The sequence below is a fragment of the Bacteroides sp. MSSM.1001136sp1_RTP21357st2_D2_RTP21359_211015 genome, from assembly GCF_040913205.1.
Classification (GTDB): domain Bacteria; phylum Bacteroidota; class Bacteroidia; order Bacteroidales; family Bacteroidaceae; genus Bacteroides; species Bacteroides ovatus.
Genome location: NZ_JBDFVF010000028.1, coordinates 22,435 through 38,769, shown reverse-complemented (window position 1 = coordinate 38,769; position 16,335 = coordinate 22,435). Strand labels below are relative to the sequence as shown.

The window sequence follows — 16,335 nt, the reverse complement described above, 5'->3', positions numbered from 1 at the left end:
TTCCGCAACGTACAAAGTATGAAAAAGAAACTGAAAGCCGTCCTGTTTGACATGGACGGCGTACTCTTTGACTCTATGCCTTATCATTCGGAAGCCTGGCATAAAGTAATGAAATCTCATGGGCTCACTCTTAGTCGCGAAGAAGCATATATGCATGAAGGACGGACAGGAGCCTCTACAATCAATATTGTTTTTCAACGTGAATTGGGTAGAGAAGCCACACAGGAGGAGATAGAAAGTATCTATCAGGAGAAAAGTGTTTTGTTCAATTCATATCCCGAAGCAAAGCCTATGCCCGGTGCATGGGAGTTACTGCAAAAAGTGAAGAAGGACGGGCTGATTCCGATGGTGGTCACCGGCTCCGGTCAGTTATCTCTGCTCGAACGGCTGGAACACAACTATCCGGGAATGTTTCACAAAGAACTGATGGTTACAGCGTTCGATGTGAAATATGGCAAACCCAATCCCGAGCCATATTTGATGGCTTTGAAAAAAGGAGGGATCAAAGCGGATGAAGCGGTTGTAGTAGAAAACGCTCCGTTAGGAGTGGAAGCCGGACACAACGCGGGTATTTTCACCATAGCAGTCAATACGGGTCCTTTGAACGGGCAAGTGTTGCTGGATGCCGGGGCTGATTTATTATTTCCATCCATGCAGGCACTTAATGACACCTGGGACATGATGACTGAAAATGACATCTAAAAGCTGAAAAGAAAATTTATTCTTCAAAACAGAAGAAAAATATTGAAAAGCAGGAATATAAATAGTATTTTTACGGGAGTTTAATTCGCTTAGATTCTATCTAAGCCAACGCAGATTCTACTATGCAAAAGTTATTATCTTTACCACCCAATTTGATCCATTGCTTCCACGAACTGGAAGAAGTTAACCATACCGATTGGTTTTGTACATCAGACCCCATAGGGAGCAAACTAGGCTCCGGCGGCGGAACCACATGGTTATTGCAAGCTTGCCATCAGGCATTCGCTCCACAAGAGTCTTTCAGCAACTGGATAGGACATGAAAAAAGAATATTGCTCCATGCAGGCGGACAAAGCCGTCGGCTACCCAGTTACGGCCCTTCCGGCAAAATATTAACTCCTATCCCGATCTTCAGTTGGGAAAGAGGACAAAAGCTGGGACAGAATCTGTTATCATTGCAGCTCCCGCTCTATGAAAGGATTATGAATCAGGCTCCGGCCGGTCTGAATACGCTGATTGCTAGCGGAGACGTATATATCCGTTCGGAAAAACCGCTTCAGGATATTCCGAACGCAGATGTAGTATGCTACGGGCTGTGGGTGAATCCTTCATTGGCAACTCATCATGGCGTGTTTGTTTCCGACCGGAAAAAACCGGAGGTGCTCGATTTCATGTTGCAGAAACCTTCTTTGGAAGAGTTGGAAGGATTGTCGAAAACTCATCTTTTCCTGATGGATATCGGCATCTGGATTTTGAGTGACCGCGCCATAGAAGTATTGATGAAACGGTCATTGAAAGAAGGTACGAAGGATATTACTTATTATGACTTATACTCGGACTATGGTTTGGCTTTGGGAGAGCATCCTAAAACGAAAGATGAAGAAATCAATCAGTTATCCGTAGCTATATTGCCGTTGCCGGGTGGAGAATTCTACCATTACGGCACAAGTCACGAACTGATTTCTTCTACTTTAGCCATACAGGACAAGGTACGGGACCAAAGAAGAATCATGCACCGGAAAGTAAAGCCAAATCCGGCTATCTTTATACAGAATTCCATCACACAAGTTTCTCTTTCTGCCGACAACGCCAATTTATGGATTGAGAATAGCCAGGTGGGAAAAGAATGGAAATTAGGTTCCCGCCAGATTATTACAGGAGTTCCTGAAAACCAGTGGAGCATAAATTTGCCGGATGGGGTTTGCATCGACATTATTCCTATCGGTGAGAATGAGTTTGTTGCGCGTCCGTATGGATTGGATGATGTATTCAAAGGAGCGTTGGACAAAATAACGACTACTTACCTTAATGTTCCTTTTACCCGTTGGATGGAAGATAGAGGAATTACCTGGGAGGATATAAAAGGGCGTACAGATGATTTACAATCGGCATCCATCTTCCCCAAAGTGGCTTCTGTTGAAGATTTAGGCATATTAGTACGCTGGATGACCTCGGAGCCACAACTGGAAGAAGGGAAAAAACTTTGGTTGAAAGCAGAAAAAGTTTCTGCAGACGAAATATCCGCAAGCGCCAACCTCAAGCGTCTTTACGAACAGCGCAATGCTTTCCGCAAGGAGAACTGGAAAGGATTGGCGGCCAATTATGAGAAGAGCGTATTCTATCAACTCGATTTGCTGGATGCCGCAAATGAATTTGTACGTTTCAATCTGGACATGCCTGACGTCTTGAAAGAAGATGCTGCCCCCATGTTACGGATACACAACCGGATGCTTCGTGCACGTATCATGAAACTACGTGAAGACAAGGATTGTGCCAAAGAGGAACAGGCAGCCTTTCAACTGCTTCGCGACGGTTTATTGGGGGTAATGAGCGAACGAAAGAGCCATCCCATACTCAACGTTTATTCCGATCAAATCGTATGGGGACGCAGTCCTGTGCGTATCGATGTGGCCGGAGGATGGACGGACACACCTCCCTACTCTCTTTATTCAGGGGGAAGTGTTGTAAATCTTGCTATCGAACTAAACGGTCAACCACCGCTACAAGTATATGTGAAACCATGCAAGGAATATCACATCACTCTTCGCTCTATCGACATGGGTGCAATGGAAGTGATAAGGAATTACGAGGAACTGCAAGATTATAAAAAGGTAGGTTCTCCATTCTCTATTCCGAAAGCCGCCCTTACATTGGCGGGCTTTGCACCGGCATTCTCTACGGAATCTTATCCTTCTTTAGCTAAACAGCTGGAAGATTTCGGTTCAGGAATCGAAATTACTCTGCTAGCTGCTATTCCTGCGGGCTCTGGCTTGGGAACCAGTTCCATACTGGCATCTACCGTGCTCGGAGCAATCAATGATTTCTGCGGATTGGCTTGGGATAAAAATGATATATGTAGTTACACATTAGTATTAGAACAGCTCCTGACCACTGGAGGAGGTTGGCAAGATCAATATGGCGGTGTCTTTTCCGGTATTAAGTTGCTTCAATCCGAAACTGGTTTCGAACAGAATCCATTAGTACGCTGGTTACCCGATCAGCTCTTTGTTCATCCTGATTACCGCGACTGTCATCTGTTATATTATACGGGAATTACTCGTACTGCTAAAAGTATTTTGGCAGAGATCGTCAGTTCCATGTTCCTCAATTCCGGTCCGCATCTAAGCTTGCTGGCCGAAATGAAAGCTCATGCAATGGATATGAGTGAAGCCATTTTACGAAGTAATTTCGAAAGTTTCGGTCGTTTGGTCGGCAAAACCTGGATACAGAACCAGGCATTAGACTGCGGAACCAATCCACCGGCAGTAGCAGCCATTATCGAAAAAATCAAGGATTACACCCTGGGATACAAACTCCCCGGTGCAGGTGGCGGAGGCTATTTATATATGGTAGCCAAAGACCCGCAAGCAGCCGGACAAATCCGACGGATACTGACGGAACAAGCCCCCAATCCTCGTGCTCGTTTTGTAGAAATGACTCTTTCTGATAAGGGACTTCAGGTTTCAAGAAGCTAAAGAGAAAGCGTTACCATAAGGCCGGTCAATCATCCGGAATCATAAAAAACAAGCTTGGACAGATTCAAACGAAATGTCCAAGCTTTAATTTTTCAATGCCATAATGATCTGTTTTACATGTTAAGACTTGAAATAACTGTAAAGTAAATCATAATAATGATAAAAGCAATAGCTCCGATAATCAGCGCAACACTACCCCATTTCTTTTTTCTAGCTTCTTCCATTCTTATTTATATTTATTGGGATTAATATAATTTATCGTCAAATGTCTACATCTGGAAAGCTATGAACACTACTACAGAATATCATTCCTTACTTTTTCATATCTACAAAGTTAGCATTTCTCACGAGAATCCTTTTATTTAAATCAACTTTTTCATTCTATTTAGGCTAAATTATGCAACTACATATAATAATAACTAACTAGGTTTGAGAAAATGCAGAGCAAAATACATGACTAACTATCCAAGGATCATGAATCTAAATATCAAGAATATGAAACACATTTATTTTATCCATTACCGCTTTTATATCACACAAAAACTGTACATTTGCACTATAAATAATATACTAGACTAAAAAAGGATCAAAAACAAATAAAATATAAAGATGAAATTACTTAAACTATTATTCTTATCCGCCATCTTGCTATCCGCATGCAACAATGACTCGACAGACACTCCGGAAACAGGAGAGCCCAAACAGATTATCGTAGAAATGGCCTCCAATGATTTTACAGATGTCTCCGGCACATATACTCTTGAGAACAATAAAGAATACTGTACTCGGGAAGACGGAAAATATAAGATATTATTGGTCAAGAGCACATATATAAATAAGGAGGGAAAGGAAAAGGATATTCTTACCTATGGCATTCTGGATGTAGCAAATAAAAAATACATCTGCTATACAGCCAACATAGATGTAGCCCAAAGACTTGAAAGAGACTGGGAATTTTATAATCAAATAACTAATCCGGATTTTCCAGATGACCCAAATAGACGATTAGTTTGTAATTCTTATACAAAGAAAGACTAATAATAGAACCTCTTACGAGATAAAAGAAGGATTTCACTTTGATAGTCAACATATAACATTGGTTTCTTGGGAACAACAATAGACCAACAAAAATCAATTACATGGGCTAAATCCTGCATTTAGTTTTAGTTATCCAAGGTATAAGAAAACAGAAATCACTTGATAATCAGTTGATTATTGAGGGATTTTTTTTGTGACCCCGGTGCGATTCAAACGCACGACCTTCAGAACCGGAATCTAGTCTATAAGTTCCTGTAAATCATGTAGCTGCTAGTCCTATAATAATCTCTTTTGGGGTTGGTCAACCAACTATTAACCAACAATGGTAGCATTACTATTATGCTAGTAACATGCTACCAATAGCACTTAGATGTGCTAAGTTACTTGCTTCTGTTTCATAACTTAATTAGTTTAAAGTGTCATTCAATAGATGTCCATTTGGTATAAGTAGGCATGAGTGTAAATACCCTATCAGAGCTTTAATAAGGTCAGGGTTGCAAGTATTCAAAGTAACTTACTTGAAATACTTCATTTGCCTTTTTCTTCTTACATATGAGAACTGGCTATGATTGTTAGTATCACCATGATGATAATTAGCAAGACTGCACCTGCTATCATCAGGATACCAGACCATTTGTTAGGCTTTGGATTTGGCATAATAGTGCTGGTTAAAAATTAGTGTCAACTATCTTGAAAATAATAATCCACTTAGTTACTTTAACATTTAAGAGCCACCTCCACATGTAATAACAATAACAGGAAGGACAAAGCAAAAGAATGCAGCTATTATTAGTGTAATCAACATATTTCTTCGATATCTCTTTTCAAATTTCTCTTCTGCTTCTTGATAATCATCAGTTTCTCCCCATGCAAACATTAGACGAGTGAATAATGACTCTTGGGGTGTCCACCTAGCAATTGCATCAAACTCATCAGGATGAGCTTTATAGTATGATATACAAGCCTTATACATGTACTTTTTCCATTCTAGGTTTTTACCTGTTGCAAAGTAAGTGTCAGCACTTACTCTTTTTCCATTTACATAGTAAAATGTTTTCATATAATGTATTCTTGATGTTAATATAGGATGTTCATTGTGTTGTAACTCTTAACTTATTAAAGTTTAGAATCCATTTATTTTCCAGTAGAAAGTCAGTACCAAGTAGTCCTTGTACCTGTATTCCGCTTTCATTTTCAATGCTTTTAAAGGCATCAAGTAGAGGTTTAACACAGAACTTGGGCTTATATATCTGACCTTCAAAGTTAAAAGGCAGAGCAACTATGTCTACCTTGTGCTTAGTTCCTTCAATTCCACTGATACAATAGTCACCAACTGGCTCTACTATATCTTTGAAATATTCTACTACAGAACTGTCTATCAGACTACAGGTGCTTCCAGTATCCAAGATGAAGCAAAGTTTTTTGTTATTTACTTCAACAGGTATTATAGGTAGACCTATTTGGGTTAATCCATAAGATAAAGAGTGTAGAAACATGTTCATTAGTAGTATGCTATAATTTCCTTGTTATCATCCATATGCACTCTGTTAGCAACTGCCTTTCTTTCCAATCTTCTTTTTTGTCTTGTACTCTTTCCATTGCTCCTCCAAATAGGTTTGGAATTCAGGGTCACTACTACTTATGATATTCATAGGATTATAGCTATCATTCATATACTCTTTGTATTTACAGTACTTCTTAAAATATTCATGTTCAAACTTTTCTCTTTCTTTAGCCTCTGCATACTTCTCGTCAGACCTACTGTTCCACCAGATATAAATTACCCAGAATAATATGAAACATATTATAAACCCAAGAAAACTATCATTAGAACTGTGTTCCTCATAGAAATCATTGCTTAGTCTACCTCTGTAATCTAGTAATAGAAAGCATACTACATTGTACATCATGTCTATTTGCATTAGTTTGTTGTATATTGTTATTTTCCCATGATAGATTGCATTATACTCATAACCAGTGCACTGATTATTAATGTAATCCATAATTCAGCACTGCACCAGATACTTTTCCTTTTCAAGTTGAGCTTCTTCTTGACCTCAAGGGGAAGTTTCTCTATTTCAGTCTCATTTAGCTTTTCCAGCACTTCATCAGCTACAGCCTTTAGTATCTGTTCTGTCATTCCATTGAGCTGTTCAATGGTTAATGTTTGTAGTTCTTCTTTGTTCATATTACTTGAGTTTAAGTGAGTTAATGATATCATTTATAGTTGTCATCTGGTTGCTATGTTTAGCTGCATCTGTTGTTGCAGTAATGATAAAGGTTGTGTTATCCTTCTTCTTTACTATGTATTGTATACCATGCAACTTGTACCCTTGAATGTTAAAGGTGTAGTCTATCACACTTCCTTGACAGTTGTTTATGTAGATGTCATCATTCTGTTCTAGTAGGTGATAACTGTCCATTATTTGCTTATTTTGGGCTATTGTGTTCTGGGCTAAATAAGAAGTAGGTTCACTCCATTTCTTTTTGGAAACAATGATGTTAATATTAGGTCTAAAGTCATGGTCATTCTTCAATTTCTCCATAATCTGAACAGAGACAGTTGTATTACCAGTTACTTGGTTGTCATCCTGAACTATCTGCCATGTGGTAGGGTACTTTATAGAGAAGTACTCATTAGAGTATTGCTTGTTTAGAGAAGGATCAGTTGTAGCTTTAATACTCTGATTGTTGGTATCACTGTTGCTTGAAATCATATAATGTATTCCATCTGTGCCTAACTTTCTCAACATGATATCATAGTCATGAAAGTTGTACTCCTTAGTACTGGATATGTCCCCAATGACAGTAAGAGGATTGCAGGACATTAGCCAAGCATCCATTGACTTCAATGTTTCACTAGTCTTATCATGTAATATGATATTGGAAGACTGAATTTTGATATATCCTTTTAATACATATACTTCCATCATCATGTTAGTAGCTTCTGCCCTGTACAACTTCATTCCAGACTTCAAAGTCTTGATATATGAGTAATAACTCCTATCAGCAAATTCACTCCATTTGGTATTTAAACTATGCTGAATAACTCCCTTCTTGAAACCTTTGGCTTCTGCTTTTCGGACAAAATATTCTTGGACTAATGAGTCGACAGCTTCTGCTGTTGTCTCTGTTGGATTTTGATTTTTCTTGGTTGTGCCTTCTAGCTTTGATAGATAGCCTACTATGCACAATGTAACTATAGTTCCACTAAGGACTGTGATAAATACCCCCAAATTTTCTTTCTTCATATATATTCCTTTTGTAGCCATACTACAAAAAGAAGATGTGAGCCTAACCTTGATTGCTTATCAGAAGGTATCGCCAAACACCTATAACCATGCAAACAAGGAAAGCCCACACCTATATAGGTATGAGCATTCACTAACCTGCTTTTGATGGTTATATCTGATTGAAATTGGCGATTTCTCTGATAACATCAAGCAAGAAGCAAACACTTCTTTTCTAATATGTCTTGTTAAACTTCTATTTCATTAGTTGTCATTTAATTAATACTGCTGCAAAGATAGAACTTTCCAGTAATAAACCATCATTTGAGAGCTACTTTTAATAGGTTTAAAGCCATATCAGTACCATAGGTGTAGGCTTATATCCTTATTGCACAAAGGTAGGCTTAATTATTCACTTTCTATATGTTCAATTGATAAATAGAGCACCAGTAACTATCAATATGAACCACTGTAATATCATATCTAATGCTGTCATATATACACTAGTTAAAGCCCCAATCCATGAAGAACTAGGGCTATCAACAACAATAAAAACACATAGTAAGAGGTATATAACCTCTTAATCCTTAAGTATCATACTGGTGAGGATAAACCCCACTAGAATCAAGATTATCTCACACATAATTCAATCAATATTTAATTTAGTCTAACTTACTAACTATTGCTATAATTCATGTTTACATACTTCACCGAACCTCAAGTGGTTAAGTAATTATAGCAGTACATCTCTTTACCCTGTAATCAAATACCCTCAACCTGTATTAGAAGAGGCAGTCAACCTCTATTAAACTATCCCCTGATTTGCCATTCTGCATCACTTACTTTGTATATATAATATGTAAGAAAGTGAGACAGGAGAAATTTCCCATCATAATGGTATAATAACAGCAGAGGGGGATGGATTTATATAGAAGGTAGGATATTGTAGACCTTAGAAGGTTAAATGTTTATAGCTTTCCTTCATCATTATAGGAATAGTACTCCTTCTCTGGACTTAGGATTATATGGTCTGCTACATGAATTTCCATGAGTTCAGCCCCCTTCCTTACTTTTTCAGTCAAAGCATCATCCAGAGTACTGGGTTTCATGCTTCCAGAAGGGTGATTATGTGCCAATATTACCTGTGTTGCATTAGCCAGCAATGCAGCTTGTAATATCAGCCTTACATCTACATAAGTTGCGGAGATTCCACCTTCTGAAATAGGTACTATACCCAGTACCTTGTTAGACTGATTAAGTAGTACTACTTTAAAGCTTTCCTTGTATTCTATTGTGTCATCAGGGAAGTACTTTGTCAATAGTTCATAGGCATCCTGTGAGCTATTTATCTTGTATCTGGTTGATGATTTGACATTACTTTTATAGCTCAATTGAACCTCTGCTACATTCATTATACTGTTCATGAGATGCACTAATTAATGAACCAACTATATTCACTTTCACCATATAAAGCCTTATTAAGTCCTTCTGCCAATTGGGTGGCATTAAGTGACCTGTCCAAGAAGTTATCAATGTAGCTACTCTTATTAGCTCCAGTTAGCAAGTTGTACACATTCCACATGCTGATTTCCCTGCTGTCCAGAAGGGTGCTAAAGTTATCATCATTGTAATATGCTTTGGCAACTAATCCTATCTGGGTATCAGTCATTAACATCTGTGGTAACTTCTTCTTCTGGTTTACTGGTAAGAACTGATATAATCTGCACCTGCCTAAGAACTGGGCAAATTGGGACTCTCTCATATAAGTATCCTTATAAGCTGACATGTAATACAAGTGCTTGGCTATATTGTACTCTTGGAACAGCCTCATCACTGCATTGAATAGTTCAGTTGTACTCATGACCTTTAATTCTGACCTGTAACCATCTGTTGAGACACACATGTTACAACATACAAGATTTTTAAAGCCAATGAACACCTTGAACTTCTCTGCACCTTTCTTGCTGTACAGATTCATGTGATTATAAGCTCTTACGCCACCTATGGTTAAATTCAGTCTGTTACCTGCAATATCCTCATATATGGTAGGTATCTCAAAACAGAACATCATTCTCTCAAAGTAAATGGTTTTATCAGACTCCAACAGTTGATTCACAGGTTTATGAATAGCTTCCGGTATTCTGCCTTTGATAACATGGCTTACCCTGATGGCAGGTTCTTCTATTCTCTCATTGGAGAACACCTTATTAGCTGCTTCCCATACAGTTTCAATGAAGCTAGAGTGTGATATAGTAACCTCATTATCTTTAGAGAACACTGGTGTAATACATTCCTCCTTGAGGTACTGCATGGTTACTTCCTTTGTATTAGCCTCAATAAAAGGTAACTTATTGCCTTCTCTGGTGCTTATTGGTTCAACTCCCACAGGATTTGTTGATGCAATACCTGTGTTGATGACTTCTATTGTCTCAACTGTTTGAATATAAGGGTTATCTGCCTTATTTCTATTAGGGTATATCAGATTAGCTCTGACTGGCTGCAACTGCATTGTTTCCATATCTAATGTAATTAGGGGTATAGTTAATAGTTGGTTGATTCTTTTGTACCTGAAGTGCTGCTTTCTTCTGCATGAAGTCTGATGTTAACTGCTGATACCATTCAGGATATTGATGGTAAATAGCAGTCAGTTCTTCAATGGTCTTACTGCTGTTAATCTTACTCCTTATCATCTCCAAATTGACACCATCATTACACCAATCTAATATGATCTGTCCTGTAGCAGGTGTAATGGTAAAGTCTGGCTTACCTATGAACAGGTTTGTCCTGTCTTTAGATGCAATAGTCTGGTGCTTCATGTTGATGTCAAAGACTATGGTAAACTCATAATCTATACCATCTCTCATGACTGCTTTAAGTCCTACTTTCTCTGGTATCATCTTGCCATTCTTCTCACTTAAAACATAGTCCTGTTTGCACCTCATAGTGCATATTATATGACTTCCAGACTGCAATACTTTCTGCATAAAAGCATTGATTCTGGGTGTCACCTTCTGCCAATTAGTGAAGCTGTTACCTTGTAATCCTGCATGGTACTCAAGCAAGGTATCCCAACACTGTGAGATGCTGTCAATGATGATAACTTCCATGCCTGCACCTTCACATATTTCAATAGCTTGTATATAAGTTTCAGATGTAAAGTTATCACTTAGACTTAATACATTATAAGCACCTAAGTGAGCATAAAGGTCTGCACTTCCATGTTCACTGTCAATGATGGCTATCTTAGTCCAGTCATTGCATAAACCATAAGCTAAAAGTAATGCTGAATAGGTCTTACCTGAACCTGCACAGCCTTGTAGAGCAAGCTTAATCTTAGCCTGCTTCTTGGATGAAACTCTTAAGTTCAACATATCTGAATAGGGTTAATTGTTATACACAGTCTATAAAGAAAAAAGGAAGCAAGTCCTAATAAACTTGCCTCCTTGAGGTCAACATTGACACCCATCATAGAGTTGCCAATGTCATAGCTCCACCTTCACCTCTCTGATGCAGCATATAAAACATGTCACCTGTATCAGGTGAACATACTTGAGAGATAACAGGATTGGTAACCTCTCCATTGATGAACTTGTCACTAACTGCACCAGTTTCACAGCCATAGACAAAGAAGCACTTACCTGTATGAGGATTTTGCTTGATTTCAATCTTGCTTACTCCCTTTTGAGCCTTGAACTCATTCACTGTCACTGTCTCTAAGAACTTTAACTTTTCCATAATTGTATTTTTATTATTGTTGCAGAGGGGGATATCCCACTCTTAAGGTAAGGGGAGGGAGACTTTGTGACTTAGAGTGCACTTGTAGGTATCAAGTTTACAGAAATTGAAAATAAAAATTAAAAATATCAGGGAGACAGTATATCAGATGACAGTAGGGAGTGCTATATATTAGTTATGTACAGATATAGAAAGCCCCTGTCTTCTGGTGTGAAAACAGGGGGTATTGGGGTATGTATCATTCATTCATCATTTATAGTATCAAGGTAATGCTTGATTTCATCATCATCTGGTACATCTGATATAACTTTGTCTATCCAAGTATTGTAACCCAAGTGAGAGTACAGAAGGACTTTAGCTTCCATGTGTTCAGTCCATACTAGTTTCATTGGAACATCATAGGAAGACCAGATTACTTTCTTCTCAATCAATAAGTCTCTATACTTTTTATATGTGTTCTTTGCCATATCCAAGTGACTATAAATGAGTTTATCTGATAGGTCTATCCTGAACTCATTGTTAACACAAAGGCAGTATAACCCTATCATAACTCCTTTTTCTTCAGGAGTTAAAGAACTGTCACTGAATAACTCTGCCCATATAATCCTGAAATTCTTAGTAGGATTGGGTAGATAATAAATATTCCTTCTAATCTCTCTTTGCTGCTGTATAGTCTCTACTCTATATCCTTTATCTTCTAGCTCCTTTAGTTTGGGGATAAAGGAATCCTTGATATAATCTGTGTTTACTCCTGTAAGCTCTGACAACTGGCTGAAAGTAGTATCTGTTGTCATGTAGTTACTTCCTCTTTGGTAGTGGGCATTGATATACAGACCTGCTAACAGGTAGAGCTGCTTTGGATTGAAGTACCTGCAAGCTTCAATGGGGATGATAGTGTATGGTTTTGCTGTTGTCATTAATTCTTGTTTTAGAGGGGTCAAAATCCACTCCATACTAATTACCTACAGTAATAAAGGACTAAAGGTAATTAGTATAGGGTGATATTTGACCCTAAGGTTGGTTCTGTTGATAGTTAATGTCATATTAGAGGTGAATCACTCTATAACTACCTGATTATCAGGTGTAAATATAGCAAATAATATCAGTAACACCAACATCCTTATCATTTATTTGGTCGTTTATTAACTTTCTATAACATAAATAGCTTTAACAAATTATTCTCCTTGGTAGCTATCCTGCCAGTATGTTCTTTAAAACCTCTTGGATTCTCTTCTCTGATGGTGTATTTATTCCTAGATGTTCTATCAGTAGCATACATACTTTTCAATAAGACTACATACTTTCTTGGTTTCAGTACCTTATGTAGATGATACTGAACTATAGGAGCTAATATCTCTTGTATCTCACTTGCTGAATAGCTCTTATTTAAGGTGAGACTTCTTCTTATAGCAACTTTGAAAGGATGCTCTTCATCTAGTGCCCAGTACATGACTGTATTATTGAGGTTCTTGAAGACTACACTGTTACTTGTCCTACTTTCCCATAGTTGATGTAGCAGACTATCAAGGTCAACATACCTATATAGCTTGATGAATCTCTCTAAGAATATCTTAGTTTTACTTCTGCAATGTCTAGTATATGAGTACAAGGTATTATCATTCAACTGTCCTGTGGTTGATAATGTTTTGATGTATTTTATGGCATCTTGGATATTGCTGTCTGTTAGTTTGTTCTGTGCATCCTTATTAGCCTTTTCTATGTTACTTTGCTCTGGGGATACAGCATAGTTCAGGGATTTGTAGCTAATGATTTTAACCTGTTTACTTAGTACTTCTTTCAGTGTTTCAGGAATGAAGTATGAGGCATATAACTCGGTTCTTTCAATGATGTAGTCTATGTTGAGGTAGGCAGGTACATCCTTTCCATATACATCCTTTCTAGTCAAGTTAATTAACTCATTTCCCGCAATTCTTTCTTGTGCTTTCTCTCTTATGGCTTCTTTGACCATTGCAAACAGATCAGTTAGGGTATGGTCACCTTGCATGATATTATCTGCTGATTCTATTACTTTGAGCACCTTCTTAGCTTTATTTAAGAGGGTGACTGTATAGCTATCCATACTTTCCATTACTGATACATATCCTAAGGTATTATATATGATAGTTTCACTAAGTATCCCATTGACCTTTCTGCATCTACCATGTATTTGTGTCATCCTATCTAAGGTTAACATTGAGTGGCTTCTTCTTACATCTGATACAGTGATTAGATGGTAACTATCCTCTATATCTATACCAGTGAAGTAGCAACAGGTGGCAAAGTTAATCCTAGCAGGTAAGGTATCATTGTCTCCTAATTTGGGTGCAAAGTATTCTCCTGCTTCCTTTATGGATGCCTCACTACATAGGATAGCACATTCCTTTCTGGTTTCTTCATCTAGTGATGCTATAATATTCCTTATCTGGAGTATGGAGTTATAGGCAATGAATATCTTCTCTGTAGGATGAGAGATAATCTTTTCTATGACAGCCTGTGTGATATTGTCTGTATGTAGTAAGTCTATATTTCTATGGGTATTGTATTGCCATGTTATAGGAAATCTACATTCAGTCTTTAAGTGTGGATTGCTGAACTCCTTCATAGTAGCTGTTACCATACATCTGTTCTTTGATGGGAACATAAGGTAGTAGTCAATCACATTCTCCAATTGAGGTCTAAAGTTGTTGTCAGTCTGGAGAACATCAACCTCATCAATCATAAGGAAGTAGTCCTTGTAGTTTTTTCCTATGATACCTAATAGTCTACCTAGACTGTCTGCAACTACTAGAAGTTTCTTGTATCCATCTTTAGCCAAGTATTCCTCAATCTGCTGATTAGTGACCTTTTCACCTTTAATCTCACTACCTACATATAATGTATTAGGATGCTTTGAGTGTTTGCCATAAGCCAGAGCCTTAGTAGGAAAGACTATGATTGAGTTTCTCTTTGAGTTTATCTCAAGTGTAGTAGCTCCAATACCTGGTATCTTCTTGTCTACAATACCATGAGGCATCTTATCTATGAAGTCAGCCAGATTCCAGAAGGAGTCACTGACTTCTTCTCTTATTACTTCTGGTGCTCTGCCAAATAGTAGGTTATCCAAACTAGTTATTACTGTGTCTTGAGGTATGGTTTTAGTTTCTCCTACTTTCCCAGAGGATAATATCTCAATGTACTCTAAAGGTGCATCATGTAAGTCACCATAGGTATTAGGTACTACTTCTGCTTGTTCTTTTGCCAGTTCATCTTCTTTGCTCATATCTCACTTAGTTTGTAGTTAGTATATAGATTGTAAGTGAACAAATATACTAAAGAGCCTCCATAATTCAATCAATTACAGAGGTTCTTTTGTGTTAAACTTATTTCACTTTTGGACAAGACTACTCATTATGGTTGCTAAATACATACTCAACCACCTTCTTGTTAGCTTCATTCTCTATCTTGAAGTCCCTTTCAATGTATATGTCAGTAACTCTCATAGCCTCATCAATATGATTCAATGCAGCATGAACAGTGTACTTATCAATGCCTACCTTGTTAACAGCTAATGTAGCCCATGAGTGCCTTGCAGCATAGTACTCCAAATCATCAATTTTTAGTATCTTGCCAATCTGCTTTAGCCCAAGATTGATGGCTCTGTTGAAGTTCTTGAAAGTAGAATAGAGGTGATAGAAGCAGAACACCTTCTTCTGGGTGTAATCTTCATATTTCTTCATTAAAGGTAACAGGATAGGAAGAACATCTACTTTCATCTTAGCCTTGTCAAGTCTCCTGTCTGTAGTCTTAGTCCTGTAATAAGTAATTGAACCACCTTCCATTTCAGTACAGTTGTACAAGTCAGCAGAGTTCATCCCTATTAGGCAGAAGGAGAGAATGAAACAATCCTTGGCTAAGTTAAAAGGGCACAACCTTTCCCTGCCATTGGTATTGATGATATAAGGCAGTTCCCATATCTTCTTGATTAACTCTACTGATAATGCTCTCTTCCTAGTTGCTTCTTGCTTTGGTATCTCCAAATTCTCAAAAGGTGAATTTGGTATTCTAATGACATTCCTGTCATAGTCATTATACTTCTTCTTGGCTTCATTGAATAGATGCCTGATACTCCCCATGTATAAAGATACCATTCTATTGGAAGGTATTCTCTTGCCTTTCCTCTGGAGTTCTGCCACCTGTTTAGCCCTTTTCTTGTGAAGGTATTCCATGAACTCCATCATTAACAACTTGGTAACTTGGTTGGTATTCAGTTTATCCTTTCCTAAGAAGGCAATGAAGGTATTAAGGGTAGTTTGATAATTCCTCTTACCTTTGACCTCTGTAGTTGTTAACCAGTCTTTGCAGAACTGGATAAAGTCAATAGGAGTATTCTTTTCCTTCTCTTTCTGGATATAATCAAGTACATCACTTAAGGTTAAATTGGAAGCCTCTAATGGAAGCCCCATGCATAACTCTTCATAGTATCTGACCAATTTGTCAGCTTCCTTGATGTACTTTGGATTCTTTAACTTGAAGTCCTTAGTCAGGTCTTCTGTTCTTACAAAGATATGAGTAGCCAACCTCTTAACCTCTCTGTTATAGGTTACTCTAATCTTCACATTGAAAGTTCCACCAACTTTCATTTCATTCTTTCTGATTTCCGCCTTGAATGTCAACAT

At 37.8% G+C, this 16,335-nt stretch carries 14 protein-coding genes and 1 pseudogene; 3 read left to right on the top strand and 12 right to left on the bottom strand.

Features of this window, described 5'->3' with window-relative positions:
- Positions 1-18: 18 nt before the first annotated feature.
- The 3 genes and pseudogenes from AB5217_RS17525 to AB5217_RS17515 all read left to right on the top strand — a co-directional run bounded on the left by AB5217_RS17525 (position 19) and on the right by AB5217_RS17515 (position 4,715).
- A complete protein-coding gene (locus AB5217_RS17525) occupies positions 19-702 on the top strand; it encodes an HAD family hydrolase (protein ID WP_115484947.1) in 684 nt (227 codons plus the stop codon).
- Between the two features lie 119 nt (positions 703-821).
- Positions 822-3,677, top strand: a pseudogene (locus AB5217_RS17520) (bifunctional fucokinase/fucose-1-phosphate guanylyltransferase); the annotation flags it as partial.
- A 609-nt stretch (positions 3,678-4,286) separates the two neighbouring features.
- Complete coding sequence (locus AB5217_RS17515; RefSeq protein ID WP_004326194.1) at positions 4,287-4,715, top strand: hypothetical protein; 429 nt, start codon at positions 4,287-4,289, stop codon at positions 4,713-4,715.
- A 724-nt stretch (positions 4,716-5,439) separates the two neighbouring features.
- On the opposite strand, the gene AB5217_RS17510 is transcribed toward AB5217_RS17515, so the two are convergent.
- The 12 genes from AB5217_RS17510 to AB5217_RS17455 all read right to left on the bottom strand — a co-directional run bounded on the left by AB5217_RS17510 (position 5,440) and on the right by AB5217_RS17455 (position 16,335).
- Complete coding sequence (locus tag AB5217_RS17510) at positions 5,440-5,775, bottom strand: hypothetical protein (protein WP_117611209.1); 336 nt, start codon at positions 5,773-5,775, stop codon at positions 5,440-5,442.
- 31 nt (positions 5,776-5,806) lie between these two features.
- A complete protein-coding gene (locus AB5217_RS17505) occupies positions 5,807-6,217 on the bottom strand; it encodes an aspartyl protease family protein (protein WP_234122710.1) in 411 nt (136 codons plus the stop codon).
- A 45-nt stretch (positions 6,218-6,262) separates the two neighbouring features.
- Positions 6,263-6,388: a hypothetical protein gene (locus AB5217_RS17500; RefSeq protein WP_262899403.1), complete on the bottom strand. Its 126-nt coding sequence runs from the start codon at positions 6,386-6,388 to the stop codon at positions 6,263-6,265.
- 266 nt (positions 6,389-6,654) lie between these two features.
- Positions 6,655-6,903: a hypothetical protein gene (locus AB5217_RS17495; protein WP_211480841.1), complete on the bottom strand. Its 249-nt coding sequence runs from the start codon at positions 6,901-6,903 to the stop codon at positions 6,655-6,657.
- A 1-nt stretch (position 6,904) separates the two neighbouring features.
- Complete coding sequence (locus AB5217_RS17490; RefSeq protein ID WP_211480840.1) at positions 6,905-7,966, bottom strand: DcrB-related protein; 1,062 nt, start codon at positions 7,964-7,966, stop codon at positions 6,905-6,907.
- Positions 7,967-8,913: 947 nt separating this feature from the next.
- Positions 8,914-9,369, bottom strand: coding sequence for a JAB domain-containing protein (locus tag AB5217_RS17485; protein WP_211480839.1), 456 nt, complete (start codon positions 9,367-9,369; stop codon positions 8,914-8,916).
- Positions 9,370-9,377: 8 nt separating this feature from the next.
- Positions 9,378-10,463 carry a DUF3871 family protein gene (locus AB5217_RS17480; protein WP_211480838.1) on the bottom strand — a complete coding sequence of 362 codons (1,086 nt, stop codon included), beginning with the start codon at positions 10,461-10,463 and terminating at the stop codon, positions 9,378-9,380.
- Positions 10,429-11,316 (bottom strand): AAA family ATPase, encoded by an 888-nt coding sequence (locus AB5217_RS17475; protein WP_211480837.1) that lies wholly within the window; start codon positions 11,314-11,316, stop codon positions 10,429-10,431. Before AB5217_RS17475 ends, AB5217_RS17480 begins: the two co-directional genes overlap by 35 nt.
- Positions 11,317-11,410: 94 nt before the next feature.
- Positions 11,411-11,680: a hypothetical protein gene (locus tag AB5217_RS17470; RefSeq protein ID WP_044655826.1), complete on the bottom strand. Its 270-nt coding sequence runs from the start codon at positions 11,678-11,680 to the stop codon at positions 11,411-11,413.
- Positions 11,681-11,922: 242 nt separating this feature from the next.
- Positions 11,923-12,597 (bottom strand): hypothetical protein, encoded by a 675-nt coding sequence (locus AB5217_RS17465; protein ID WP_195647566.1) that lies wholly within the window; start codon positions 12,595-12,597, stop codon positions 11,923-11,925.
- A gap of 233 nt (positions 12,598-12,830) precedes the next feature.
- Complete coding sequence (locus AB5217_RS17460) at positions 12,831-14,939, bottom strand: DEAD/DEAH box helicase (RefSeq protein WP_368112617.1); 2,109 nt, start codon at positions 14,937-14,939, stop codon at positions 12,831-12,833.
- A 121-nt stretch (positions 14,940-15,060) separates the two neighbouring features.
- Entirely contained in the window at positions 15,061-16,335 is a 1,275-nt protein-coding gene (locus AB5217_RS17455; protein ID WP_117611202.1) for a phage integrase SAM-like domain-containing protein, read from the bottom strand.